Origin of the sequence: Sulfurisphaera javensis, from assembly GCF_041154675.1 — an archaeon.
GTDB lineage: Archaea > Thermoproteota > Thermoprotei_A > Sulfolobales > Sulfolobaceae > Sulfurisphaera > Sulfurisphaera javensis.
On the sequence record NZ_AP031322.1, the window covers coordinates 306,054 to 330,986 of the forward strand.

Genomic DNA, 24,933 nt, shown 5'->3' on the forward strand with positions numbered 1-24,933 from the left:
ATTAAGTTTAATTGCTCTAGTTCTGACTTTACTCTATGATAGTAGTTATAGGTTCTGGTCCAGCCGGATTATATGGAGCTCTTACTGCGTCACTATTGGGAGAAAAAGTGAAATTAATTGAGGAAAATGAAAAACTTGGAGGAACATGTGTTCTTTATGGTTGTATACCATCGAAAGCAATGCTTCATCCCTTAGCTTTAAAGTACTCTCTTGAAAGAATAGGAAAGAAAGTTGACTTTACCTATGAAGAGTTAACTAAATTAGCTCAAGATGCAATAAATAGGCTTTCTAAAGGAGTTGAATATATGTTAGAGAGTGCAGGAGTAGAAGTAATTCATGGTAAAGGTATTTTAAAAGGAAAAGAAGTTGAAGTTAGTGGACAAGTTCTATATCCAGATAAAGTATTAGTCGCAACTGGAACATTAAAGCCTGAAATAAAAGGGACTATTGCTTCAGATGACTTGCCTTATTTAACTAAAGATTTCAACGTTGTTACAGTTATTGGAGGAGGAGTTGGTGGTGTCGAATATGGTTGGTTATTACATAAGGTTGGTAAGGAAGTACACATAGTTGAAAAGGATAATCTTCTTTTACCTAAACATGATATGGATTTAAGAAATAGTGTAACAAATCATTTTAAGAGAATAGGTGTTAAGCTTCACTTAAGAACTGAGGCTAAAATAGAGGAAGGAAAAGTAAAACTTTCTGATGGAAGTGAAATTAAATCAGACATAATACTAATGAGTTTTGGAAGAAAACCTAACTTGAACGGAATAGAAAGCCTACCACATGATTATTGGATTAAAGTAAATGAATACATGGAAACTCCTTTAAAGGATATATATGCTGCCGGAGATGTAACGGGGTCATTTACTGCACATGAAGCAATACATAAGGGTTATATAGCTGGCTTAAATATGAAAGGAGTAAAAAAGGCGTATGATGGAACTGCAGTTCCTAAGGTTATTTATACAATGCCTCAAGTTGCTTATGTAGGCAATACTGATAGAGGTAGGTGTGTTAAGGTAGAATTATCTAGTTTAGGTAGGGCAATAACTGAAAAGAGGACTGAAGGCTTTGTAAAAATATGTGAAGAAAATGGTAAAGTAATTGGTGGTGTTGCTTTTTCAGAAAGAGCTGAAGAGATTATATCACTTATTGCCTTAGGAATAAAATTAAAGGCTACTGTGGATGAGTTATTAGATTTTCACTATCCGCATCCTTCTTACCTAGAAATAATTTGGGAAATACTAAGACGTTTTAAGTTGGGATAAGTATTTTCTTTTTATCTAACTCTTTCAAGAATAATGCGTTTTGATATACTTCATTTTCATTGAATTTTAAATCATTAAGAAGTTTTTTTGCAATGCTACAATCATATTTAGTTCCTTCATATCTTATTAAACTCCTAATTTCTTTTGGTAATGCTGATTTTACTATGCCTTTAGGAATTGGGATTTTAATTGTCTTTTTACCTAAAGCCTTAGAGTATATTTCAAAAAAGGAGTCTAAAGATACTGGTTCACACTCAGTTGCGTAAAAATAAAGTAATTCTGGTTTTTCCTTAATTAATTCTAAAATCATTTTACCAATATAATTAGCACTTATAGGCATAAACGATATACCAGTTTTAGGGATTATTCCCATTTTTACAAGCCTATACATAATTACGAATTGAATATGTGCAGCATATTTTCCATAAACTAAAGTTGGCCTAAGGATTACTAAAGGAAAATTACCTTTAGCAATTGAATATACTTCTTTTTCACCTTGTAATTTTGTTATCTCGAAAGGTGTCTGAGGATTGAACCCTTCTCCTAATTCTTTTTCAATTTTCACTTCCCCGGTAATTCCATATGTCGAACCGGAAGTATGGATAAAAAGAGCCTTGTTATTTACTTCCTTTATCGTCATTGCAATTATTTTAGGTATTTCTACGTTAGCAATATAAAGAGTTCTCTCATCACCACTAATTTCACCTATAAAATTAATTATTACATCACTCTTCTTTATTTCTTCCTTTAATTTATCTCTTTCTGTCAAGATATCAAGTTTTATTAATTTGACACCTTTTTCTTCCAATATCTCTTTATATAACTTTTTAACAGGATTTAGGTTCCTATAAGTTAATATAACTTCATTTGAAGAGGATAAAATTTCAGCAACATGAGTTGCAATAAATCCTAAACTAGTTATGAAAATTCTCATAAGAGATAGGAAGAGGGAAAAAATAAATTATTTTATCAGTTATTGTTGTTTGCCTAATTCTCTCGGAATTAATTGACCAAAAAGTTCAGCACATCTCTTGAAGTCATTAACAATTTTCTCAATTAATTTTTCTGTGGGTATAGCTTTGTATATGTACCTTGGTCTTCCTCCCTTAGAAGAAGAGTCCTTAACTCTCTCTACAAATCCTAAGGAAACTAATTTGTTAACACTCCTATTTATGGAAGCCTTGGATAGTTTTAACATTTCAGCTAACGAATCTTCGTTTTTACCTTCGCTATTTAGTAAAACTTTAAGAACTTGGAAATCTGTGTCCGAGATATCGTAGCAGAAACTAAGGGCCTCAATTATTCCTACTTCTTTCCCGCTAGGAAGTCTTATTTTAGTTACTTCTAATTCCATACTTTATCATGATATATACTTTAAATACAAGTATTTAAATCTTTGTATTTTAAGCAAATAGATTACCCAAGTATTAAAACCTAATCTTCACATTTCTAATTATTTAAAAGAATAAAACTAATACCACAAGTATAGAAATCCTTGGTAATATCAAGAATCTCTTAAACATAAAGGTTAATTATAACCTAATAAACTTTATAATGTGGATCAACCAGAGGGAATACTAATCGAAGAGAAAGAAATTAAGGACCTTAAAGATAGGAAACGATTAGAAGAACTAGGATATAAAATAATTAAGGAGAAAAGTGACGAAAACATAATAAAAATATTTGATGAAGATAAAACAGTATTACTTTGTGATAGAAATGAAACTATTTTCAGAGTTAAACTGTTGAATTCTACTCTTTGTAGGATTATGATAACAGATAAACTTACTTCTATTATCATTTTCTCAACTAAGAGAATAAGGACTTTTAGTTTTAAAATTCAGAGATCGACCTCTATTAAGGGACTGAGAGAAACTTATTCAAGATCTAACTCATATTTAGACTTTATAGAAAAATATATTAATTTCCTAAAGGAAAACAATGACGAGAAAGTAATTGAATGGTTAAAATATTTTATGAAAGAAAAAGATGGAAGAAAAGAGGAAGAAGAAAAATAAAGAACTTTTACAAGTACCTCTTTAATACACTCATTGGATTCGTCAAGTTCGCATTTAACAATGCTTCCTCTGGGGAGTGACCAAATGCAAAAGCTAACAACTGACTGAAATACACTACTGGCATTCTTAGATCTTCACCGTATAGTTCAGCAATCTTATTCATATTATTCTCAAAAGCTACACCACCTAATGGACAGTCAACAACTAACAATTCAGCACCGTTCCTTCTCGCTTCTTTTAATATTCTTGCTTCCAGATTTAGAGCAACATTTGCATCAGAATATACATGAGGTCCTCCACAGCACATAGTCTTTGCTTCAAATGGAACTGGTTCAGCTCCGGTAGCCTCTAATAACTTGTCCATGAAGAATGGTCTTTCTGGGTCATCCTTAATTTTCATATATCCAGTGAGTATGTATTGCTTAGGTCTTGCATATAAACAACCATAGTAAGGGGCAACCTTAAGCCCATTTAATGGTCTCTTGACTCTAGCCTTAATTCCTTCTGGTCCTACAGTGTTATAAATAAACTCAACAGCATGAATCATTAATAGTTTTAAATCATATGGTTTTTCTCCCATCTTCTCTAGATAAGCGTTTACTTTCTCTTTTAATTTAGGATACTTTGTCATATAATAGTGAGTTCTTGATAGAGAATAGTGACAACCCGGACATGCAGACATTACAGTGTCTGCTCCCATTTGTCTTGCTAATGATAGATTTCTTGCAGGTAGTAATAAACCAGCCATTGTATTAACGTTCTTAACTTCCAATGCACCACAACAGTTATAATCTTCAATTTTTTCATATTCTAATCCTAAATCTTTCGCTACTAATGCTAATGATACATCATACATTTTCCCCATACCATCTAAGGAACAACCAGGATAGAAGGCTACTTTACCATAAGGATTATTTATTCTGAGACTCATTCTGGTAACACCTCCTCTTGCATTGCTTCTTCTAAAACTTTCTTTATTCTATCCCAATTCTTTACTTTATTTGGTTTTAACAAATCTTTAACTAACCCAGATCTTAACATAGCTCCACCCATAACTATAAGATCCTTAAGACTTAACGTTAAGAATCCAGCTTTAGCTGATGCTGCACCAAGTGTCAATTCTGAAATTCTTCCTCCATTACTCATAACAGTCTCTAGAAATAGCTCATCAAATACCGTACCCGGATCTTTCTTTACTAAACCATGTTTTAGTAAGTAATTATGAATTGCATGTACTACTTCCTCTACTAATACTCCTTTAGGACATCTGTGAGTACATTTTTGGCAGGATACGCATCTCCATAAACTGTTTTGTAATTCAATTAATCCTTGTTTGTCTCCTTTTCTAGCTAAGTCAATAAACCTTCTTGGGCTGTAGTTTGGATCGTATTCTCTCATTGTACAACCTGAGGTACAAGTTCCGCACTGCCAGCATGCACTAATAGTATAGCCTTCTAATGTATTTGCTATTTCATCCCATACTGAGGGATCATAACCAGTTTGTGTTCTCTCTATTAAAAATGCGTTCCAAGTACCGTCTAATTCTACACCATCTACTATTACTTTATCTTTTTGAATAACTCCTTTTATAATTGGTTTTTCTAACTCAGGAATGGGCATATTTTATCACCTTAATAAAGGGTTTTAACCCAAGAACTAAAGCTGTAGTTGTGAGATGAGTGGGGAGTAACCCCGCGGCTTTTTTATCTATTGCAAGGTGTGTAGTATAATCTAAAAGCCTAACATATGCATAAACTAAAAAAATTGAAGTAGGATAATAATTTCCAGTATCTAAACCAAAAACATTTAATACTGATTTAAGTTCAGATAAAGCTTCAAAAAATTCTGAAGGAGATGTAAGCGTAATATTATCTTTTAACACATAAGTAATTGATCCAGTGTTTCTCTCCTTATTCCAAATCCATCTTGTCCATAGAGGATATTTATCTGGCTCAATAAAGTGAATTATCTCTTTTGCCATATCTTCTATGTCTTTCTTATTTCCTCCTTTAACAATAGAAACAAATCCTTCTACTCTTTCATCATATGATTTAGAAGTATCTTTTAATAAAGAATAAGCTTTAGATAATTGTGGTAATCCAGTTTGTGAAATTACTTCATCTGCATATTTCTTTGCATAAAATATAATCTCAAATAATTTCTTTGCATCTTCATGAGTAGTTATGGTAAGTTTACTAAGAAAATCTGACTTCATTTTCATTGAATCTAAAATTAAAGAAAGTGATTTCTTTGGATCTGATGCAGTATTATTTATATCCTTATCTAACATAGCATTAAAAATATCTCTAACATAATCAACGTTTAAAAAATTCATGTTAATGATGAGCCACCTCAGCAGTAGCTACCTTTACTGGTTCCTCCCATGTACCCTTCATTATATATTCATAAGCCTTCATAGCAGCTGCATATCCTTCGGTTATCGAATCTGATATTGTCTTAGGACCAGTTATAGCACCAGCTAAGAATATTCCTTTCTTTGTTGACTGTACTGGTAATCTATCTGGATCTAATGGCTTTACGAAACCATGACTTTCAAACTCTAATCCTAATACTTTAGCTACTTGTTTTGATCCTAAACCTAGCTCCATACCATTTGCCAATATTACCATATCGTATGGAACTACTAAAGCTCTGTTAAGATTCATTGTGTCTTCTCCCTTAATTATTACTGTATCATTTGGCCCTCTCATGAACTCAGAAATTCTTCCTCTAATAAATCCTACTCTATAATCTAATTGTGCTTTCCAATACAATTTATCCTCCATTAATCCATAAGTTCTTATATCCATGTAGTAAATGTGAACTACTGCGTCAGGAATTCTTTGCTTTATCTCCATAGCTTGTTTAATTGACACTGCACAGCATACTCTTGAACAATAAGTATTTCCAACAGTAGCATCTCTTGAACCTACACATAATAATATTGCTACTCTCTTTGGTGGAGTTCCCTTAGTAGTTACTAATCTATTTTCTGATAACATTCCCTCAATATCAGAAATCTGATAAATGTTTGGTATTATACCATAACCATATTCATATTTTCTCCTTGAGTCAAAATGTTCAAAACCAGAAGCAGCTATAATAGCATTTACTTTCTCAGTAGTTATCTTTCCACTCTTATCCTTAATATTTACTGTAAAACCATTTCCTTCTTGCTTAACACTATCTACTATGCTCTCAAGATAGATCTTAACATTTTTATTTTCTTGAACAGATTTAATTAATGGATCAATTACTTCAGCAGCAGGCCTTAATTCTGGAAATAATAAACTATACTTTAATCTTTTAGGAGTTCCACCTAGGAATGATTCCCTTTCAACTAGTACTACATTAATACCCAAATTAGCTAACTCCTTAGTAGCAGATAATCCTGCTGGTCCAGCACCTATTACGAGAACTTTTTCACCGGCCATTTTTTCACCAACTGCATATTAATTAAATAAAAATAATTTAAAAAACTTTGCTATTCACTTTTGAACAGCTTGCTCTCCCTTATACCACTTAACTCTATCTGGTAAAGCTAGGTAGAAGTCAATCTTTCTATGTGGTTTGTATATATATTCTGGTTGCCTCTTACCTTCTCTTAGATCAGCTAAGTATTGCAAGAACTGCTCCTTATATTCATCTACTGGTACTCCTACTTTTCTTAAGAATCCTTCTACGTCAGTAGCATGCCAATGTATTTGACCAATCTTGTATGGATCCGCACCCATCATTATTGCTGCAAACTGAGCATCAGCCAATACTGGTAAGTTATAGTTAAAACCATGAGCCTTTCCAGCCCACTGGCTCTTATCTAATGTAGTTACACATCCAGTGTCAGAGGTTACAAATACATCAGCATGACCTTCTTCTACTGCTGGAATTACTTTCTTAAATAATGCAAAGCTTCTACTGAATTCTCTCTCAGTTAATATATGCCTAAATCCGAAACCACAGCAGTCCCACCAGGTTGAGTAATCAACAATCTTAGCACCAAAGTTTAATACTGTTCCAGTTGGTGCTGCTGGTCTTCTTCCCTCAAATACTGATGGATCATAAATTGTATCTTCTGGTACTAATTTGTAAACGTGACATGGTGTGTGAACTGCTGCTTTTATGTTGCTTAAATCGTATTTCTTATGCTGAGCAGCTTTTTTACTCATAACGAATAGCCATTCAGAATAGTGTACAACTTCCTCTGGAACTACAATATCCATATCTAATTTTCTCATTATTGGTCTTAACTTATCTCTAATTTCCTTATGTAATACTATCATGTTTCTTACTTCTTTGTAATGTCCAAATGATGTTCCACAGTGTATTAATGGGAAGTATCCAGTTTCATAAGCCCTCCACATGTTTCTTACATATACACCAGCTAAGGCTACTGGATTAGAGGCACCAGATGCATGATAATTCCAACCAGTACATGAAGTCTGATGAGGTTCATCCAAATAATCAATCTCTAGTTTATTCATTATCCAGAATACTGATGTTGGGTATCCAGGAATATGACCACATTGTCCACAGCTCTTATGATTCCATAATTTTGTAGTTGGTATTTTCTTTGGAAAACCATTTAATGTTTGTACTTCTACTGGATTGTTATAAGGCTTTATATGATGGACAATTATTTCTCCTTCATCCTCTAATTTGTATAGTTCTTCTTTAACGTGCTGTAAACCGTGAGGAGTACTATATTTGTAAATAATTCTTTGATATACTTCATTCCAGTCTACATCTTCGGCATAAGGAAAGGCCTCTTTTATCTCTTCATGCAACTTTTTTTCTTCTTGAGTAACCATTTTACCACCTTTACATACACCTATGTTTTTTGACATATATAAATTTTTATTTTAAACATTTTATGAGAACATGTAAATTAGCTAAATTTCAATTAAATAATACAAAAAATATATTTAACTTATAAATCCATCCAATTATCGGGTAGTTCGTCTTCGTTGAGTTCTCCTTTCATATACTTCTCTTTTATTTCCTCTAGTTGCTGCTTTCTTTCTTCATACATGTCCATAATCATTTCATACAAATCCTCATCAACGTTCTTTATTGCATCTAATACTCCAGACTCTATGAATATGGTCATTAATTCTACTGCTGTCTGAAGAGAAGTTTGCCAACCAATATCTGTTCTTTGCATTAAATCTACTGGAACTGCTTTTCTATAAACATCCATATTCTTTGACTCTTCAACTGCTTGTGGGCCCCAATCTGGGAATGCCTCTGGCTGAATCATATTTGGTGTAACTTGGTTACCAGTAGTCATTACAGTATACAAAACTCTTCTATATGGAGCTAAGATTTCTTTAGCTGATGGTAAACCAAATTGTACTGCATATTCTCTCAAAAGCATGATTAACCCAGCTATTTCATTGTTAAATGGACACCTCATTGAGCATGTGTAACACTGTACGCAAGCCCAAACTTTCTTATTAACGAATTCCCATATCTTGTCTACTGCATCTCTCATCATATATTGGATCATTTCTCTTGGTCCAAAATCGTAGAACTTAGCTGCTGGACAACCTGATGTACAAACACCACAATTTAAACATCCTCTTAAGTATTCATTAAACCTAAAATCTGATTTTACAGCTTGCCAATATTTAATTGCAAGTTCCCTTTCTTCCGGTTTTAATTTGCTTTCAAAATTTCTTAGTTCTTCTGGTTCTATCGCTTGAACATCATAAGCCATATCCATAACTCTTGGATCGTCTGGTAGAGGAATAGCTTTTACTGAAGCCATCAAATAAAAGTAGGAAAACTAACTTATAAATTTTGTTAAAAAAATAAATTAATATCCTTTACTTAACTCTCTTTATTAGTATTCTCGTTACTCCGCCTTGTTGTTGAATATCTAAAATTTGTTGGCCAGTCCTTCTAGCCCAGGCCTCAATATCTGGTTTTGCAGCTGGATCTGTTGCTAATACTTCTAGTACTTCTCCAATTCCAATTTGCTTAATTGCCTTAGCAGTTTCCATCACTGGCCCTGGACAATACATTCCCTTTACATCTAATGTTTTTGCAATCTTAATCTCTGCCATTTTTCTCACCTCAAATGAACAAAGTTGTTCCTCCTTCTGCTCTATCTAAGAATGTTGCAACTCCTACTACATCATCAACAAATTCTGCTAAGTCTTCTCTCTTTATGCCGAAGAATTCCATTGTGGTACTGCATGCAAATACTTTAACTTCTCCTACTTCCTTTGCTTGCTGAATTAATTGATACCACATTGGATATTTCATTTCTTGCATTTTTTGCATCATCATTGGACCCATTTGTTCATAGTTTTTATCTATTGGAGCTGGTTGTCTCTGAAGTCCAGATTTCGTTATATTTGTTAACCCCCAGAATGTGAAGAATAGGTTTACTTCATATCCAGCTGCTGCAGCGCCTGATGCTAATATTCCTACTGGCATTAACTTATCAATTGTTCCAGAGAAGACGATTATAGATAGTTTTTTCTTTTGTTCAGCCAAGGTTTTTTACCCAAATACTCTTTTTTATCTCAAATTATATAAGCTTTTCTCATATTCATTTTTAAAATAATTTCGTAAGGATTTTCACTTTTATTTAGTATAAACTAAACTTAGTAAACTAAAAATATCTATTTCTTTTACGTTAAAAGAATAGAAAATTTACATTTTCTTACTATAAGAAAAAATATTTTGCCAAACTTTCATTGAGTAAATTTGTTTGATAAAAAATTTAAGTTGGTGTTTTTAACTATTATTTAGGAGGATTTAAGATGAGTGAAGGAGAGAAAAAACAAAAAGTTCTAGTAGTAGTGACTCATGGACCAGAAGATTTAGATAGAACATATGCACCTCTTTTTATGGCCTCAATAGCTGCCTCAATGGAATATGAAACATCAGTATTCTTCATGATAAAAGGACCAAAGTTATTAGATAAGAAATGGCAAGAGGAGGAGAGGAAAAAAGGAGGAAATCCATTCATACACTTCTTCGATATGGCTAAAGACAATGGAGTAAAAATGTATGTATGTGTTCAAAGCCTTAAAGATATGTGCCATATGAATGAAAGTGATGTAGTGGATGGAGTTGAAATAGTTGGCGGTTCTACATTAATAGATTTACTATTCGATGCTGACAGAGCATTATTCTTCTGACCTAACATGGAATATGATGTTGTAATAATAGGTGGAGGAACTGCCGGCTACACAGCTGGTATCATATTAAGTAGAAAAGGTAAAAGAGTAGCAGTAATAGAAAAAGAAAAGTTTGGAGGAACATGCGTAAATTACGGATGTGTTCCAAGTATTTTTTTGTCAGATATTTCTTTTTTGTATTCACGACTTTCTGAATTAGGTAATTATAAAGGAATTGAAATTAATTTAAAATTAAATAATTTCTTTTCTAAAAGGGACGAAATAATAGATTATTTGAGTTCGGCGGGTAAAAAACTTATTAAGAACGCTGGCGGAGAGACTATCGAAGGAGAGGCATTTTTGCATGATAATCATAATGTAGAAGTAAATGGAAAGATACTTAACACTAAGGAAATATTTTTAGCTACTGGTTCGAAACCTAAACCGCCAAGAATTGAAGGAATAGAAAATACAATAAGTGAGGATCAAGCTGTTAGGCTTACATCAATACCTTCATCAATGATAGTTTTAGGTGGAGGAGTTGCTGGAACAGAAATTGCACAAATTTATGCTAAATTGGGCACTAAAGTTACTCTTATAACTAGAGGAAAAGTCCTAAAGGATTTGCATGAAGAAAGTAGAAAATTATTATTAGATTCATTAGAGTTTGATGGAGTGGATATTGTCGAGAATTCTAAAGTCGAGAGAATCCATGGAGAGAAAGTGTATACAAATAAAGGCGAATATGAAGGGGATATCATAGTTTATGCTACTGGTAGAGAACCAAATTATCCTAAAGGTTTTGAGAAATTAGGTATTGAAATAGGTAAAGAAGGAATAATAGTTAATGAACGAATGCAAACTAACATTAAAAACGTTTATGCAATAGGAGATATAGTAAATAAGGAAAAGAAAGTTGCTCATGTAGCTTATATGGAGGCTATAATAGCATCTCTAAATTCACTAGGAACTTGCGAATATATGGATTATTCTGGTACTCCACAAGTTATTTACACAGACCCTCAAATAGGAGTAGTCGGAGAAAAAGATAAGGTGGTAAAATTCTTAAAATTCCCATATAATGCTAATACTAGAGCCATAATCAAAGGACTAAGAGAAGGCTTTGCACTAATAGGAATAGATAAAAATGGTACTGTAGTTTATTCAGAAATTGTTGGAGATAATGCTGAAGAGTTAGTAAATATAATGGCATTAGCTATAAGGAAAAGAGTGACTATAAGGGACTTAGCATTTACGATATTTGCACATCCTTCATTAAGTGAAGTTCTAATTAACTCAGCCAGAGAAGAATTTGATTTAGATGTTGATATATATAAATGAGAGGAATCATGTCTTCACTTGAGGAATATCTAAAAAGGAAAGGTTTTCAGTTAATTAATGAAATAAGAAAAGAAAAAGTAGTTATGGATGATTATGAGTTTTACATAGAAGAAAATAGTGTTAAGTTGCCAATTCCTTTACCAACTGGAAAAGAAAGTCTTGATGATTTAGTCTCTATGGGAATTAAATATGCTAGAGCATCAAGAATATCGCAAGGATTAGGAGCTCCTCTAGAATATTTAATTTCTGGTAATGTTGTATTTGTAATAAAGACTTTTAACGATAGGAAAGAGTTAGAAGAAAAATTAATTAAAGCGTTAGAAGGAATAGAGAGTTTGAGGTACTTTTTATGAGTTACGATTACATAGTCTCGCAATACTTGTCTTATATAAATGGTTTAACATTAGAAGGATGTAAAATCGAAGAAATTTTCGATTATTTCAAGGATAAACTAAATATAGTTAATAAAGAAGGTTGTAATAAACCATACCTAAAAGTATATAAAAACGATAGACTTTATTTTACTTATTACGGTATACCCACAGTAAATGAGTTTTGGCCATTTTTAAACGCATTGGTTAGGATTTCAAATAACGTTATTCAATTAGATGAAAAGGAAAAAGAACTTGCATCTAAAATTTCTGGTAACATTAAATTATTTGTAACACCAGATTGTACTAAATGCCCAATAGCAGCAGAACTACTTTATCAACTTCCCATCTACAATCCAAACGTAAGCTTAGAAATTATAGACGTTACAATGTATGAAGAAGAGGGTAAAAAATATAGGGTTCTTAATGTACCTAAAATTATATTAAATGAAAAAGTGGAAATACCAGGTAGTTTTCCTCCAACAATAATTCTGAAAATGTTAGCTAAGGGTAGCGAACAACATTGATTCCCATTTCTTTTGCAATCTTTTCTATCTTTTCATCTGAAGTAACCAGTTGTGCAGATAATTCTTGTGCTACAAGTATTGCCTCTGAATCAGCTTCATCTAAGTCAAAAATTTTTACTGGTTTATGAGAATAGGCTCTTATCCAAACATTCTCATAAATTAATGGGTTTAACCCTTTTTTTAATGCCTTGGAATAAGTTAAAGTAGTAACAATAACTTTCTTATTCTTATAAATGTTAATTAGATCTTTAAGATAGTTAAGAGAGCTAAATGTAATTACTACAAACTCAGCCATAATTAAACTATATAAATAAAAATGTTAATAAATTTGTGGAGATAGAATTGGCTCAAACGATTACAGACCCATTGGAAAAATTAACATCCCCAGAAAATATACAAAGATTATCAAAATTGGTAGATGAATTGCCAACAATAGAAAAGTTAATGGATAAATTAAGTGAATTAGATAAGAAAGGAGAGTTAGATCAATTAATAGCATTAACTGATCAAGCATTATCAATAATTGATGCTGTTCAAAAGGCTGACCTAATAAACGCACTAATATCCTTCGGAATGGACCAAGTAACAAAAATACAAGCACTATGGCCACTAATAGAAAAACTAACAAGCGATAGAGCATTAAATCTTATACAAAGCCTTGATGTTGATGGACTCCTTACTGCAACAGAGAAATCATTACCATTACTTCAAAAATTAACTAGTGATAAGGCATTAAAAGTAATTGAAAGCATAGACATAGATTCACTCCTAGGAGCAACAGAAAAACTAACACCAATACTACAAAAACTAACAAGCGACAAAGCACTAAAACTACTAGAACAAATAGACATAGATAATCTATTAGATACAACTGAAAAAATGCTACCATTACTTAACAAATTAGCAACGATGACAGCGGATATGCAAAAGAAAGGACAATTAGATATGTTAATTAACTTAATGCAACAATCATTAGACCTTCTTGATGCTGTTCAAAAGGCTGACCTAATAAACGCACTAATATCCTTCGGAATGGACCAAGTAACAAAAATACAAGCACTATGGCCACTAATAGAAAAACTAACAAGCGACAAAGCACTCACATTATTACAATCATTAGATATTGACAGTTTGCTCAACGCAACAGAAAAGATGTTGCCATTACTTAATAAGCTTACTAGTGATAAGGCATTAAAAGTAATTGAAAGCATAGACATAGATTCACTCCTAGGAGCAACAGAAAAACTAACACCAATACTACAAAAACTAACAAGCGACAAAGCACTAAAACTACTAGAACAAATAGACATAGACTCAATGTTAAATTCGTTAATAGCATTAACCCCATTACTTAAGCAATTAACAAGTGAAAAAACAGTAAAGCTATTAACTCAAATAGACATGACATCCATGCTTGCATTATTAGAGAGAATGGCTGAGTTACAAAAAGCCGGCGTTCTTGATAAATTAATGAAAGTATTTGAAGTATTAGGAGACCCACAATTGATAGACGGTTTAGTTATGATAACGCAGAAGATGGGTGTTGCATTAAAGATGTGGATTAATGATCTACCAAGTGTTAAACCAGTAGGAACATTCGGATTAGTTGGTGCACTAGGTAATAAGGATACTAGTTATGCTATGGGAGCGTTGCTAAAGTTTGCTGAGGACTTAGGAAAAGCCTTGAAGGAATAAATTAACTTCATTTTTTACCTTTTCAATTTTCTCTTTATCAGAGGATGTTCTAGTTTCAATCTCTTCTTTTTTACCTTCTAATCCTAACAAAAAAGAAACCATACACTCTGAGCTCATTTTCCCATAACCGCCACCACCATAGCCTATTATCTTCGACTTATGAGCAATTCTTTTAACCTTTAAGCCAAGTAAATTGTAGGAATTACAAGTTAGGTTTAGGGATTTTAATCCATCATCCTTATGTCCGTCAACGCCAGCAACGACAATAATATATGTGGGATTAAAATCTGGAATAATTTCTAAGATGCGTAAAGCCTCTTCAAAAACATCATCGCCAGAATATAAAGGAAGCTGAACGTTGTAGTTTAGTCCTTTCCCCTCTCCAATACCCCTTTCCTCTATTTTCCCAGTTCCTGGGAAGAATTTTCCATCATATGCAAAAATGTTTATCTTCAATATCGGTTTATCGTAAAGATATTCTTGCAAACCATTACCATGATGCGCATCAATATCAATAATAGCTATCCTTTCTCCCTTTTCCAACAAAGTTAAAGCAGAAAAAGCAACGTCATTTATAGGACAAAATCCCATTGCTTTCTCTCTTAATGCATGATGAAATCCTCCTAATGGAATGAAAATCTTTTCAATAAATTTAGAATATTTTATTGCAGTAATTGATGCTCCAAGAACAAGTAATATATCATCAAACATTCCAGGGTAATGAATGGTATCACCACTATCTAGAAAGCCTATATAAGGAATCTTACTTACTTCCTCAAGTTTCTTAATGTATTTCTCGTCATGAATCTTTAACAGATCATATACAGTAGCCTTTTCTGGTTTAATCTCTACGAAATGTAATTTCCTCCTAGCAATTTCAATGAACCGTCTTATTCTCTCCTTCGATATATCCCTAATCATTGGATGTGAGAATGAGATTTCTTTAAATTTCTCATCCCATACGATCCCTAACATTTTACATCAGCTCTTTTATTAATTTAAGTTCTATTTCGTCGCCTTCCTCTAAATCAGTTTTCCTAAAAACTCTTATTCTTGGAGGTATTTTGTAACCTAATACTACTTCAACAAAGGCGAAACCACATATAGGCTTATTAGCCAAAACTTTAAATGAGGCTGATTTCTCCCAGTTCTTTATTATTCCCTTCTTTCCCTCAAACATGATAAGATTCTTTCTTTTTAATTTATAAGGAAAGCCTAAATTAAAACCTAAAAAGTTAAGGGTATTATTCCAATTTCCGATAATACCACCATAACAGCTGTAAGGAAAGCTAACATTTAATAAACCACCACAGCAACCTAAACCATAGAAGTTGCCAGCAACTGCGTAATCTTTTATTTCAACATCAAAGTATTCCTTTTCTTTATTTACTATTCTTCCTAATGTTGATTCTCTATAAAATTTTACCTTAGGAAATTTTAGCGTTATTCCTTCTATATGTGCATGCTTAAAATCTCCTCCGGTGTATGGAGATTCTAAAAACTTACCAATTTTCTCTCCTTCCTTTATTTCGTTCCCTTCGTTTACGAAAGGTTCTATATGAAGAATCTTAATCCTTTTCCCATTCACATTAACTTGAATTAAAACATCGTAATCTACTTTTGCATATTTATTTGGCCTTCCTATGTTAAACTTTTCTATTCTCTCTATAAAACCATTAAAGGGAGAGTAAAAATACTCTTGATCTGGAGAACTTAAATCTATAGCTTTTACTTTAACATGTGAAGGAAAACCACTCGAGAAAAAACTTAAGAGACTTCCCTTAAGGATTTTCATTGTTTTTGCTCAAAGTATTTTATAACTGACGGTAATTTACTTTGTTTAATTGCCTTTAATGCCTTATCCCTTGAAGGATACCATGGGATATTTCTAAACTCCATGTTAGGCCTTTCATTAGAGTAAGGCCTATTGCATCCTGGACAACCAGAAGTCATAAATGCTGGTGCAATTTCATCAATAGTTAAATCTGGGGGTAAATCGATATCTATTAATACTCCATCATCGTTAAACTTAAAAGCCGAATAATCGATTAAGTCGTTTTCAATAAGCCATCTAGCTAATTGCATTCTCCTATATACATTTACTGGAGCTGGCTTTACTTTTTCCATTGGAGTACCTTGCTCTGGATAGAATGCAAATAGCGTTATTTTGGCTCCTCTAGTGTGAGCGTACCACATAATATCTATAGCCTCTTTCTCAGTTTCTCCTAAACCTATAATTAAATGTATACCGGCATTTCCTTTTCCAAACACTTCCACAGCTTCATCAATACCTTGCAAATATCTTTCCCAATTATGCATACTTCTTACTTTTTTACCCCTTGTTTCTTCGAATACTCTTTTACTAGCAGCGTCTATTGCAACATCAACCATGTCTCCACCAGCTTTTTTCATTTCTATTAAATGATGCTTAAAAGTATAAGTCGGAGTAATTAATTCTGAAATTGAAAGTTCAATTCCAGCTTCCCTTATTCTTCTAGTAATTTCAATAGAATCTTGGGCAGCTCTAGGGTGAGCTAATTGACCTACACAAATTCTTTGCAAACCATATCTAGGATCTCCTTGCCTTTCTTTAATCTTCTTTATCACATCATCAAGCCTTCTTAAAGGCCATTCTACTCTTATTAATGTTTTACACTCTGGACCTTGAGCAACTTCTCTAGCTTGACCACAATAAGAGCAGTTAGCCTTACATCCATCTGGATAGTATTGTAGTAGGTTTATTGTTGTATTTAATGCATTATGTAAAAAAATTCCTGGACTAAAACCTAATACCATATCTGCTCCAAAACTTAACCTAACCCAATCTGGACTACTTACCATTCTTAACATTTAAAACACCCCCCAAAGCATCAAAAATTACATTCCCACAACACGCATTACTAAAAATAACTTCCCTTTTATTCATAGCATAAGGAATAATTTCTTCTTCTGGAAAGGCTATCCCATCAATTTCATAATCTACTGCAAACTTATCTACCTCAACATAACCTTTACCTCTAGGTCTAGCACATCCCAGCATGATGGGAACTGAAAATTCGTCTCTAACTTTCTTTAATGCAAGCTTTAATTCATCTGGCGAAGGTTGTCTAGTGTTCCTAGTACCGACTAACGGCATTAAACCAACTATAATAACAGTATCTGGATTTACTTCTTTTAGAAGTTCAATAGCGTGCAAATCTCCTTCTATTCCTCTTTTACTTAAACCAACAATGACATGAGGAGCAATTTTTATTCCAACAGACTTTAGGTATTTGAAGGAGTTAAGATAATCATCAACTGTAAATGGTTGTTTTAACACTTCTTTTATTGTTTCATTATCACCGACCATGTCTAAAAGGGCTATTTTTATCCCCGCTTTTGCAAATTTTTCAGCTATTTCCTTGTTTTTAACAACTCCAGTATGTGCAATAAAAGTCAGCTTGTTAGCATATTTACTTAAAATTTCCTCATAACGCCATATAGGAACTTCTCCTCTTATTGTAGAACCTCCTGACAAAACCAAACCTTTATGACCTTCCTTTATAACTTTCTCTATAATACTTTTCATTCTCTCTTTATTTGAAGCATCTTCCATGCCTTCTAAAATTCTCCTATTACAATGATCACAGTTAAAAGCACAAGCAGTACCAGTAACTGAAACCATTTTCCAACCATTATCAGATGTGATATAATCTGTTTCATATTTCTTTAAAGCTGGTGCATAAAGATATAACTTTTTCATTTAGACAAAACCTCCTTAAATATATTTACTAAGTCATCAGCAGATATACCAATGATTTTAACTTCCTTATACCAATCTCTAATTTCTTTTTCAACATCTTCAACTCTCGACCATTTTAACCTAGCTTCAAGGTCATAAATTGCCCTTCTTGGTTCAATAAAGAAATCACCAGTTATTAGGACAGACTCAATAATCTTTTCCCCAGCCATTTTAACTTGAACCTTTACTAATCCTCCGGGTAATTTCTTTTCTATGTATTTTATATCACCTTCTAAAGGTTTCCTTAAGTTAAATATCCATTCTGGAGAAGAGTATTTCATTCTTAACTCAGAAATAAGCTTTTCTTCCGTTTCAGTATATGTGGAATTTTCAAGCTTAACGTTAAGAGCTTCTTCGAACGATGCCTTAGCTAATTCAATTATTTGTGACATTTCAATACTTTTGCCTAATTCTCTATTTATCCAAGTGAGTCTATCTCTAAAGTCTTTTGCTAATTTATCCTTCAATTTTTCAGAAGTAAGTCTTAAAACTGAAACCATAGACTCAGCATTAAAATCAACTAGAATTGTACCAGTAACCGCGATATATTTTCCTTGAGAGAAAGCACCAATTCCAGATATCTTTCTTCCGTTTACTTCTACGTCATTTTTAGGTCTAAAATTAGCCTTTATTCCTAATTTTTCAAGAGTCTTAATTACACCTTCTGCACCTCTTTTTATTGCTTCCTCTGGAGTATAACCAACTAAAGAAGCATCAGCATAAATTTCCCAACCTAGTTGTTCTTTTCCCATTATTATTGTTCCCCCTCCAGTTGGTCTTCTACCTATATCCCAGCCTCTTTTCTTTACTTCGTCAATATTTACTTCCTGTTCCACAGCTTGATGATATCCAACTAAAACGGCAGTAGGATCAAATATTACAAATCTAAGGATTGGCTGTGCTCCGTTGCTTATACTTTCTAATAGTGCCTCTTCACCGGCTAGTATTTTATCCTGAGATCCTTGTTCTACAATAAATCTAAATAGCGTCATCCTTAAAAAATAAAGTTATTTTATTTATTTAAAGATTTCTATTAAGAGTACGTACTGAGTAAATTAAATAGTCATTATATTAGTTAACTCGTATCTATCATACGTTTTAAACTTTGAGAAATTTTTAAATATTTAAAAAGATAAGGTATTTAATGATGAAAGAAAAATTAGAGTCAAAAAAGGAAGAGATTAGATGTTGTTATAAAATTACAGATACAGATGTAGCAGTGTTATTAAAAATGGTAGAAATCGAGAAACCAATAACATCAGAGGAATTAGCAGACATTTTTAAATTAAGTAAAACTACAGTAGAAAATAGTTTGAAGAAATTAATAGAACTTGGACTAGTAGAAAGAACTAAAACTGAAGGAAAGAAAATAGGAAGACCAAAGTATTACTATTCTATTACCTCAAATATTCTAGAGAAAATAAGAGCTGACTTACTTGACTGTGCAAAAAGAATGGAATTAGCAGCCACCTAGTTTAACATCTTTAATTTCTTTACTACTTTCTCCTTTTTCAATTATCATTGAATAGATTCCATCTTGATTTACAGTTTCTACAATTTTACAATCCATTAATTTAACTGCTTCAGTTATCATATCCACACATTTAGGATCTTTAAAAATAACTTTGACAGTACCAGATTTAATACTCATTAACTTTGCTACAGTTTTCATAAATGGTTCAGGGCATTCAGAGTTAGTTGCATCAATTACTTCCATAACTTACATTAAGAGTGCAAACTTAAAAATGTATTTAGTTTTCTTATGAATATGAAAGTTGTTTGTCCAGTGTGTAACAGGCTCTTTGAGGCTGAATGTACACCTTATAAAGTAACATACAATGAGATTGTATATTATTTTGATACAGAAATATGCCAATTAGCTTTTATGAAAGAGCCAGAAAGATTTGTTTTTAACTGCCAAAAGAAGAACGAATAAATGTAGGCAGTGTATTAATAAACATTTCTGAACATTTCTTGAAATCTTCAGTTATTTTTTTGATTAACTCTTCTTTCTCTAATGATTTATATAGATACTTTGGTCTTCCTCCCTTGCTTGATTGCACTTTTTCTCTTTCTATAAATCCTAGTGAGACTAATTTATTGAGACTTCTATTTACAGAAGCTTTAGACAATTTTAATATTTCTACTAGTTCGTCCTCTGTTATAGTTTTCTTCTCAATTACAGTTTCTAATACCTTAAATTCTGTATCTGATATGTCATAACAAAAACTTAATGCATCGATTAATTTTGCCTCTTTACCAGAGGGTAACGTTATTCTTTCCATTTCTACTTGCATATAAAATATTTCATAAACCATATATTTAAATTTTATCAAAAAAACTTATTTAGTAAAGTCTACTGGTTAAGCCCAATAACCTTTATTTATATCCTCAATTTTTGTAAAGAGAGCGATTTGGAAATACCTAAATGCTTCTATGGTAAATTTTACTGCTGTCTGATCATCAAATTGCGAAATTTTATTTAATAACTCATTAAAAAACCTTGATAAATCATTATAAGTTGCTTTATCTAAATCTGGATATTGAGATAAATCAAGGGCTTTCGTTATATCTTCTTTAGTCTTAGCTGCCTTCACTTTATCATATATAAGAATAACAACTCCTCTTCCTCCCTGTTTTCCAAATAATGCCTCTTGCGGGTTCCTAAGCCATCTAGCATAAGTTGCTGCTAATTTCTTCGCTTCGTTTTCAACAGACACAATTTATAATTAGAATAAAAAGTATTAAAATATAATTATGAAAGCATTACTTTTAATGTCCGGTGGACTAGATTCGTCCTCTGCAGCTTATTACTATACAAAGAAAGGGCTTGACTTTGATTGCCTATTCGTAGATTATGGACAAAAATCTGCCAGAATGCAGTTAAAAAGTAGTAGCATAATTTGCGGAAAATTGAACAAAAAACTGTTGGTAGCTAATATAAAGAAGCTAAGAAACTTATTTATTTCATCAGAAGATTGGTTAAAACCACATGAACCAATAGTTCATAGGAACGTGATAATAATTCCTATTGCAATAGCTTTCGCTAAAGAGAAAGGTTACCAAGAGATAATCATAGCAAGCGTTAAGGAAGACTGTGAATATGAACAAAACAGGTATGAAATTATGAATGAACTAAAACGCTTAGGAGAAATACTAGGAGTTAAAGTCTCTACTCCCTTTGCTGGTATGCCAAAGTCTTTTCTTTTAAAGATAGGAGTATCATCTGGATTAGATCCCTCGCTAACTTATTCTTGTTTATTAGGACATAAGTATCATTGCGGTCAATGTAGTCAATGCACAAAAAGAAAAGAAGCTTTTAAAGCCGCAAATTTGCCAGATCCCACTAAATATTTAAAGTTTTCTTAATCTTCTTAGAGAATTAAGTAAAGAAGGAAGATCTTTTCCTATTATATATGGACTGTACCTAGAACAATCACTAAATCTCTCTATACAAGCGACTTTTATTCTTGAATCATAAAATCTAGCTGAAAGTAAGTCAAGTGGAGATGAACCAATTGTAATCACGTTAATAGGATCCCAACCAGTCCTTCTAATTAGTTCCTCATAAGGGGTCTTAGATGGCTTTGTTTTACCATTATTACTTATATAAGGAACATTAATGCCTAATTTAGTTATAATTTCTTTTGTGTTTTTCTCGTCATAAGGTGACAATAAATAAATCTTATCTTTAATATTGAAGATCTCTTTCCAATCCTCAAAAGTCTCTGTAGTGATAGGTATATTTGCTGGTTCTCCTTTATAAATTCTATAAAGAATATCAGTTAAATCTATCTTTAGAATTACCCCATCTAGCCATACTGCGTATTTCATTAATTAATAATAAAAGTTAATAAGATTAAATTTTATACCTTTATCTATGCAAGTAGAAGGTTTCGATTTTCCGGACGATCTCTATTACTATCCAGAGGAACATGTTTGGCTAAAAATTGAAGGGGATATTATAACTGTGGGAATAACTTCTCTAGGCCAATATATGGCTGGGAAAATATTCCAAGTTACAACTAAAAATAAAGGAGAGAAAGTTAATTCAAGAAGTGTTTTATTCACTCTTGAATCAGCAAAGTGGATCGGAAAATTTAGGTTACCAGTTGAAGGTGAAATAATAGACGTTAATGAGGAAGTAATAAAAAATCCTACTTTACTTAACGAGAAACCTTATGAAGCTTGGATTATTAAAATAAAAGGGGCTGTTAAAGGAAAAATAATGCCTGTTTCAGAGGCCATAAAACTCTTTGAAAATGATGCTAAAAGAGTAATAAGATAATTATTTTAAATTTCTTTTTCGAGCAAAACATTTTTATTATATTTCTTAGATATAGTAAAGAGAGGGTTTCGTATGGCAAACGTTTCAAATTGTGAAATTCCAGAAAATTTATTATATTTCATTGAAGGAAAAAACACAGTTTGGGCTAAGCAAGAAGGAACAGACGTTATTGTAGTTGGAATAACTGATATAGCTCAAACAATGGCAGGGAAAGTTGTTAAAGTAAGATTAAAGAAAAAAGGAACAAAAGTAGAAAAAGGCAAACCTGTAGCTACTATGGAGAGCGGAAAGTGGGCAGGACCAGTCCCAGCTCCTGCCAGTGGAGAAATAATTGATGTTAATCCAGACGTTGAAAAGAATCCAGTTTTAGTAAATCAAGATCCTTATGGAAAAGGATGGCTAGTAAAAATGAAAGTAAATAACCCGGAAGAATTAAAACAACTAGTAACTGGTAGTGCTGCTGTATCAAAATTAACTGAATTAATAAATAGTGAAAAATTACAATGTAAGAGGCTGTGAAATGTCTTGGAGATTTGTGTCTCTCCCTCCCCAAGATGGCTATCATATGGTAACATCTTTTGTTGCAGTGGCTGATTACGTATCAAGGGGAGGGAAAAATACACTCCTAGTTTTTTACTCTGATAAACCTTTTGTTAATGTTGGGGTTCATCAAGAAGTATGGTTAGAAGTTAACCTTGACTTCACAAAGAAAATGGGCATACCAGTAGTTAGAAGAGATTTAGGCGGAGGAACTGTTGTAATAACGCCGGGTGAACATGACTATTTTATAGTAGTTAAGGCTGAAGAGGTACCATCAAATCCTAAAGCACTTTATGAAAAGTACTTAACTCCAGTAGTTAATGTTTTACGCTCTTATGGTGTTAACGCACAACTTAGAGACCAGGATATTGTTGTTAATGGTAAAAAGATAAGTGGAAACGGTGCTATGACATATAATAAAGCTGTTGTTATAACTGGTAATATTCTACTTCATTTAGATGTGGATTTGATAAGCAAATGCATTAGAGTCCCAACTGAGAAATTCAGAGATAAAATGGCTAAAGAGATGAGTGAATGGTTAACGAGTTTAGAGAAAGAGCTAGGATACATACCTCCTAGAGAAGAGATAAATAAGAAATTAAAGGAGGAATTTGAAAAATATTTAGGAATTAAATTTGAAGAATCTAATTTAACTCCAGAAGAAATAGAAATTTGGGATAAATTAGCAAAAGAAAAGATGAATGAGGAGTGGATTTACTACAAAGATAATAGACACCCAGAATTACATACTGAAAGATGTGTTAAGATAAATAGTGCTGTAGCTTTATGTCATTTAGATTATAAGGCTAGAAAATTATTAAGAATCACAGTTAAAATAGTAAATAAGAAATTTGATGAAGTGTCAATCTCTGGTGATTTCTTCTTAATGGGACCAAAAGATTTCATAGAGTACTTAGAAGACTCGCTTAAAGGAGTAGAAGCTACTGATTATGATAAAGTAATTAAGAAAGTATTTGAGGAGAAAAAACCAAATATCTTTGGTTTTACAGCTGAAGACTTAATTAATGCTTTTAAAGAAATTATAAATAAGCCAGAAGTCCAAGAAGTTATATAGATAATACTGCTAATATTTCTCTTTCACTTATACTGCCTAATAATGAGATAGCATCTACTACTGGAAGAAAGCCTATGTTTTTCTGAGCCATCAGTAGTCTTGCTGTTTCTAATGAAGAATCTGGAGTAACTTTGTAAACGTTTATACTCATAAATCCTTCTGCATTTACTTGAGAAAGATCTTTTTTGGCTAAAAGCGCTCTTCCTATATCTTTAGCAGAAATTACTCCTATTGGTTTTTTATCATCTACAATAACTGCATGTCTTTGCCAGTAAGATTTCATAAAGTCAGCTATATCTGATAGTTTAGCATTTTTTGTTGCAACTAATGGATCCACATTCATAACATCTCCAACCTTTGTATCCCCTTTAACTTTACAATTTCTAATTAGATCTCTTTCAGTTACTATCCCTACTATTCTTACTCCATCACCAACTATTAAAGAACCAATTCCCTCGCCTGTCATAATTCTACAGGCCTCTTTTATATTAGAAGTCGGGGTAATGAATACCAGATCTCTATTCATAATTTCATCTACTGTACCATTGATTTTTTTCCAGTTATATACAATATCTCTGATCGTTATTATACCGTCCTTCTCTACAAGAAGCCTTCTAATATTATTTCCAATCATTATTTCGAGAGCTTTAAAAATTGGAGTACCTTTTGAAACAGTAACTACATCTTTTGTCATTATATCTTTTACTATCATTAAGTAGCCCTCTGTGGATTAACACCATGTGCTTTAAAACATTCCTCTATAGAGACATATTTCCATAATGCTTCAGGTTTGTAACATTCTAATGCTGGATTTTCATAATCCTTTTGTTGAGTAGTAACCATCATGTGAATTCCCAGATAAAATTATATTTTAAAAAAGAAAAAAATTTTAC

The 24,933-nt window shown here is 32.4% G+C and carries 35 protein-coding genes; 13 read left to right on the top strand and 22 right to left on the bottom strand.

The window, feature by feature from the left end; all coding sequences use genetic code 11:
- Nucleotides 1-35 precede the first annotated feature (35 nt).
- A complete protein-coding gene (locus ACAM25_RS01560; RefSeq protein WP_369610603.1) occupies nt 36-1,274 on the top strand; it encodes an FAD-dependent oxidoreductase in 1,239 nt (412 codons plus the stop codon).
- On the opposite strand, the gene ACAM25_RS01565 is transcribed toward ACAM25_RS01560, so the two are convergent.
- Complete coding sequence (locus ACAM25_RS01565) at nt 1,261-2,208, bottom strand: NAD-dependent epimerase/dehydratase family protein (protein WP_369610604.1); 948 nt, start codon at nt 2,206-2,208, stop codon at nt 1,261-1,263. The two genes, ACAM25_RS01560 and ACAM25_RS01565, sit on opposite strands and share 14 nt — an antisense overlap.
- Before the next feature lie 39 nt (nt 2,209-2,247).
- Nucleotides 2,248-2,628 (bottom strand): HTH-type transcriptional regulator Lrs14, encoded by a 381-nt coding sequence (lrs14, locus tag ACAM25_RS01570; protein WP_369610605.1) that lies wholly within the window; start codon nt 2,626-2,628, stop codon nt 2,248-2,250.
- A gap of 202 nt (nt 2,629-2,830) precedes the next feature.
- Here lrs14 (ACAM25_RS01570) and ACAM25_RS01575 point away from each other — a divergent pair, with 202 nt between their 5' ends.
- Nucleotides 2,831-3,292: a hypothetical protein gene (locus tag ACAM25_RS01575; protein ID WP_369610606.1), complete on the top strand. Its 462-nt coding sequence runs from the start codon at nt 2,831-2,833 to the stop codon at nt 3,290-3,292.
- 7 nt (nt 3,293-3,299) lie between these two features.
- Here the strand turns inward: ACAM25_RS01575 and ACAM25_RS01580 are convergent, their stop codons facing one another.
- From ACAM25_RS01580 to ACAM25_RS01615, 8 genes are all read right to left on the bottom strand, one after another.
- The gene (locus tag ACAM25_RS01580; protein ID WP_369610607.1) at nt 3,300-4,223 is read right to left on the bottom strand and encodes a CoB--CoM heterodisulfide reductase iron-sulfur subunit B family protein; all 924 of its coding nucleotides are present in this window, start codon (nt 4,221-4,223) and stop codon (nt 3,300-3,302) included.
- Entirely contained in the window at nt 4,220-4,912 is a 693-nt protein-coding gene (locus tag ACAM25_RS01585) for a 4Fe-4S dicluster domain-containing protein (protein WP_369610608.1), read from the bottom strand. The genes ACAM25_RS01580 and ACAM25_RS01585 overlap by 4 nt, the downstream gene beginning before the upstream one ends.
- The gene (locus ACAM25_RS01590; protein ID WP_369611707.1) at nt 4,899-5,582 is read right to left on the bottom strand and encodes a hypothetical protein; all 684 of its coding nucleotides are present in this window, start codon (nt 5,580-5,582) and stop codon (nt 4,899-4,901) included. Before ACAM25_RS01590 ends, ACAM25_RS01585 begins: the two co-directional genes overlap by 14 nt.
- 46 nt (nt 5,583-5,628) lie before the next feature.
- Nucleotides 5,629-6,726 (bottom strand): CoB--CoM heterodisulfide reductase iron-sulfur subunit A family protein, encoded by a 1,098-nt coding sequence (locus ACAM25_RS01595; RefSeq protein ID WP_369610609.1) that lies wholly within the window; start codon nt 6,724-6,726, stop codon nt 5,629-5,631.
- Between the two features lie 54 nt (nt 6,727-6,780).
- Nucleotides 6,781-8,100, bottom strand: a complete 1,320-nt coding sequence (locus tag ACAM25_RS01600; protein ID WP_369611708.1) for a heterodisulfide reductase-related iron-sulfur binding cluster — start codon at nt 8,098-8,100, stop codon at nt 6,781-6,783.
- 119 nt (nt 8,101-8,219) lie between these two features.
- Nucleotides 8,220-9,059, bottom strand: a complete 840-nt coding sequence (locus tag ACAM25_RS01605; RefSeq protein ID WP_369610610.1) for a 4Fe-4S dicluster domain-containing protein — start codon at nt 9,057-9,059, stop codon at nt 8,220-8,222.
- 58 nt (nt 9,060-9,117) lie between these two features.
- Nucleotides 9,118-9,357, bottom strand: coding sequence for a sulfurtransferase TusA family protein (locus tag ACAM25_RS01610; protein ID WP_010979944.1), 240 nt, complete (start codon nt 9,355-9,357; stop codon nt 9,118-9,120).
- Nucleotides 9,358-9,367: 10 nt separating this feature from the next.
- Nucleotides 9,368-9,793: a DsrE/DsrF/DrsH-like family protein gene (locus ACAM25_RS01615; protein ID WP_369610611.1), complete on the bottom strand. Its 426-nt coding sequence runs from the start codon at nt 9,791-9,793 to the stop codon at nt 9,368-9,370.
- Nucleotides 9,794-10,062: 269 nt separating this feature from the next.
- Between ACAM25_RS01615 and ACAM25_RS01620 the strand changes: the two genes are divergently transcribed.
- The 4 genes from ACAM25_RS01620 to ACAM25_RS01635 are packed head-to-tail and all read left to right on the top strand — an operon-like array spanning nt 10,063 to nt 12,661.
- Nucleotides 10,063-10,443 carry a DsrE family protein gene (locus ACAM25_RS01620; RefSeq protein WP_369610612.1) on the top strand — a complete coding sequence of 127 codons (381 nt, stop codon included), beginning with the start codon at nt 10,063-10,065 and terminating at the stop codon, nt 10,441-10,443.
- Between the two features lie 6 nt (nt 10,444-10,449).
- Nucleotides 10,450-11,763 (top strand): NAD(P)/FAD-dependent oxidoreductase, encoded by a 1,314-nt coding sequence (locus tag ACAM25_RS01625; RefSeq protein WP_369610613.1) that lies wholly within the window; start codon nt 10,450-10,452, stop codon nt 11,761-11,763.
- A gap of 8 nt (nt 11,764-11,771) precedes the next feature.
- Nucleotides 11,772-12,116: a hypothetical protein gene (locus tag ACAM25_RS01630; RefSeq protein ID WP_369610614.1), complete on the top strand. Its 345-nt coding sequence runs from the start codon at nt 11,772-11,774 to the stop codon at nt 12,114-12,116.
- Entirely contained in the window at nt 12,113-12,661 is a 549-nt protein-coding gene (locus ACAM25_RS01635) for a thioredoxin family protein (protein WP_369610615.1), read from the top strand. Before ACAM25_RS01630 ends, ACAM25_RS01635 begins: the two co-directional genes overlap by 4 nt.
- Here the strand turns inward: ACAM25_RS01635 and ACAM25_RS01640 are convergent.
- Nucleotides 12,639-12,956, bottom strand: a complete 318-nt coding sequence (locus ACAM25_RS01640) for a PIN domain-containing protein (RefSeq protein WP_369610616.1) — start codon at nt 12,954-12,956, stop codon at nt 12,639-12,641. The two genes, ACAM25_RS01635 and ACAM25_RS01640, sit on opposite strands and share 23 nt — an antisense overlap.
- 47 nt (nt 12,957-13,003) lie before the next feature.
- Between ACAM25_RS01640 and ACAM25_RS01645 the strand changes: the two genes are divergently transcribed.
- A complete protein-coding gene (locus ACAM25_RS01645; protein WP_369610617.1) occupies nt 13,004-14,356 on the top strand; it encodes a DUF1641 domain-containing protein in 1,353 nt (450 codons plus the stop codon).
- On the opposite strand, the gene ACAM25_RS01650 is transcribed toward ACAM25_RS01645, so the two are convergent.
- From ACAM25_RS01650 to ACAM25_RS01670, 5 genes are read right to left on the bottom strand one after another with little or no spacing between them, the layout of a single operon-like run.
- Nucleotides 14,333-15,331 (bottom strand): histone deacetylase family protein, encoded by a 999-nt coding sequence (locus ACAM25_RS01650; protein WP_369610618.1) that lies wholly within the window; start codon nt 15,329-15,331, stop codon nt 14,333-14,335. The two genes, ACAM25_RS01645 and ACAM25_RS01650, sit on opposite strands and share 24 nt — an antisense overlap.
- Before the next feature lies 1 nt (nt 15,332).
- Nucleotides 15,333-16,151 (bottom strand): hypothetical protein, encoded by an 819-nt coding sequence (locus ACAM25_RS01655; RefSeq protein ID WP_369610619.1) that lies wholly within the window; start codon nt 16,149-16,151, stop codon nt 15,333-15,335.
- Nucleotides 16,148-17,206 carry a radical SAM protein gene (locus ACAM25_RS01660; protein ID WP_369610620.1) on the bottom strand — a complete coding sequence of 353 codons (1,059 nt, stop codon included), beginning with the start codon at nt 17,204-17,206 and terminating at the stop codon, nt 16,148-16,150. The genes ACAM25_RS01655 and ACAM25_RS01660 overlap by 4 nt, the downstream gene beginning before the upstream one ends.
- Complete coding sequence (locus ACAM25_RS01665; RefSeq protein ID WP_369610621.1) at nt 17,187-18,098, bottom strand: radical SAM protein; 912 nt, start codon at nt 18,096-18,098, stop codon at nt 17,187-17,189. Before ACAM25_RS01665 ends, ACAM25_RS01660 begins: the two co-directional genes overlap by 20 nt.
- Nucleotides 18,095-19,129 carry a biotin/lipoate A/B protein ligase family protein gene (locus tag ACAM25_RS01670; protein ID WP_369610622.1) on the bottom strand — a complete coding sequence of 345 codons (1,035 nt, stop codon included), beginning with the start codon at nt 19,127-19,129 and terminating at the stop codon, nt 18,095-18,097. Before ACAM25_RS01670 ends, ACAM25_RS01665 begins: the two co-directional genes overlap by 4 nt.
- Before the next feature lie 152 nt (nt 19,130-19,281).
- Between ACAM25_RS01670 and ACAM25_RS01675 the strand changes: the two genes are divergently transcribed.
- Nucleotides 19,282-19,611 (top strand): helix-turn-helix domain-containing protein, encoded by a 330-nt coding sequence (locus ACAM25_RS01675; RefSeq protein ID WP_369610623.1) that lies wholly within the window; start codon nt 19,282-19,284, stop codon nt 19,609-19,611.
- Here ACAM25_RS01675 and ACAM25_RS01680 read toward each other — a convergent pair.
- On the bottom strand, nt 19,597-19,854 hold the full coding sequence (locus tag ACAM25_RS01680; protein ID WP_369610624.1) for a sulfurtransferase TusA family protein: 258 nt from the start codon (nt 19,852-19,854) through the stop codon (nt 19,597-19,599). The two genes, ACAM25_RS01675 and ACAM25_RS01680, sit on opposite strands and share 15 nt — an antisense overlap.
- A gap of 51 nt (nt 19,855-19,905) precedes the next feature.
- Here ACAM25_RS01680 and ACAM25_RS01685 point away from each other — a divergent pair, with 51 nt between their 5' ends.
- Entirely contained in the window at nt 19,906-20,073 is a 168-nt protein-coding gene (locus ACAM25_RS01685) for a hypothetical protein (protein ID WP_369610625.1), read from the top strand.
- Here the strand turns inward: ACAM25_RS01685 and lrs14 (ACAM25_RS01690) are convergent.
- A complete protein-coding gene (lrs14, locus tag ACAM25_RS01690; RefSeq protein WP_369610626.1) occupies nt 20,048-20,434 on the bottom strand; it encodes an HTH-type transcriptional regulator Lrs14 in 387 nt (128 codons plus the stop codon). The genes ACAM25_RS01685 and lrs14 (ACAM25_RS01690) overlap by 26 nt on opposite strands.
- A gap of 66 nt (nt 20,435-20,500) precedes the next feature.
- Nucleotides 20,501-20,857 (bottom strand): hypothetical protein, encoded by a 357-nt coding sequence (locus ACAM25_RS01695; protein WP_369610627.1) that lies wholly within the window; start codon nt 20,855-20,857, stop codon nt 20,501-20,503.
- A 37-nt stretch (nt 20,858-20,894) separates the two neighbouring features.
- Between ACAM25_RS01695 and ACAM25_RS01700 the strand changes: the two genes are divergently transcribed.
- On the top strand, nt 20,895-21,506 hold the full coding sequence (locus ACAM25_RS01700) for a 7-cyano-7-deazaguanine synthase (RefSeq protein WP_369610628.1): 612 nt from the start codon (nt 20,895-20,897) through the stop codon (nt 21,504-21,506).
- On the opposite strand, the gene ACAM25_RS01705 is transcribed toward ACAM25_RS01700, so the two are convergent.
- A complete protein-coding gene (locus ACAM25_RS01705) occupies nt 21,492-21,971 on the bottom strand; it encodes an HAD family hydrolase (protein WP_369610629.1) in 480 nt (159 codons plus the stop codon). The two genes, ACAM25_RS01700 and ACAM25_RS01705, sit on opposite strands and share 15 nt — an antisense overlap.
- A gap of 46 nt (nt 21,972-22,017) precedes the next feature.
- Between ACAM25_RS01705 and ACAM25_RS01710 the strand changes: the two genes are divergently transcribed.
- The 3 genes from ACAM25_RS01710 to ACAM25_RS01720 all read left to right on the top strand — a co-directional run bounded on the left by ACAM25_RS01710 (nt 22,018) and on the right by ACAM25_RS01720 (nt 24,040).
- Complete coding sequence (locus ACAM25_RS01710; protein ID WP_369610630.1) at nt 22,018-22,425, top strand: glycine cleavage system protein H; 408 nt, start codon at nt 22,018-22,020, stop codon at nt 22,423-22,425.
- A 72-nt stretch (nt 22,426-22,497) separates the two neighbouring features.
- On the top strand, nt 22,498-22,944 hold the full coding sequence (locus ACAM25_RS01715; protein WP_369610631.1) for a glycine cleavage system protein H: 447 nt from the start codon (nt 22,498-22,500) through the stop codon (nt 22,942-22,944).
- Between the two features lies 1 nt (nt 22,945).
- The gene (locus tag ACAM25_RS01720; protein ID WP_369610632.1) at nt 22,946-24,040 is read left to right on the top strand and encodes a lipoate--protein ligase family protein; all 1,095 of its coding nucleotides are present in this window, start codon (nt 22,946-22,948) and stop codon (nt 24,038-24,040) included.
- On the opposite strand, the gene ACAM25_RS01725 is transcribed toward ACAM25_RS01720, so the two are convergent.
- Both ACAM25_RS01725 and ACAM25_RS01730 read right to left on the bottom strand, forming a co-directional pair.
- The gene (locus ACAM25_RS01725; protein WP_369610633.1) at nt 24,033-24,752 is read right to left on the bottom strand and encodes a CBS domain-containing protein; all 720 of its coding nucleotides are present in this window, start codon (nt 24,750-24,752) and stop codon (nt 24,033-24,035) included. The two genes, ACAM25_RS01720 and ACAM25_RS01725, sit on opposite strands and share 8 nt — an antisense overlap.
- Complete coding sequence (locus ACAM25_RS01730; protein ID WP_369610634.1) at nt 24,752-24,886, bottom strand: hypothetical protein; 135 nt, start codon at nt 24,884-24,886, stop codon at nt 24,752-24,754. Before ACAM25_RS01730 ends, ACAM25_RS01725 begins: the two co-directional genes overlap by 1 nt.
- Between the last annotated feature and the right edge of the window lie 47 nt (nt 24,887-24,933).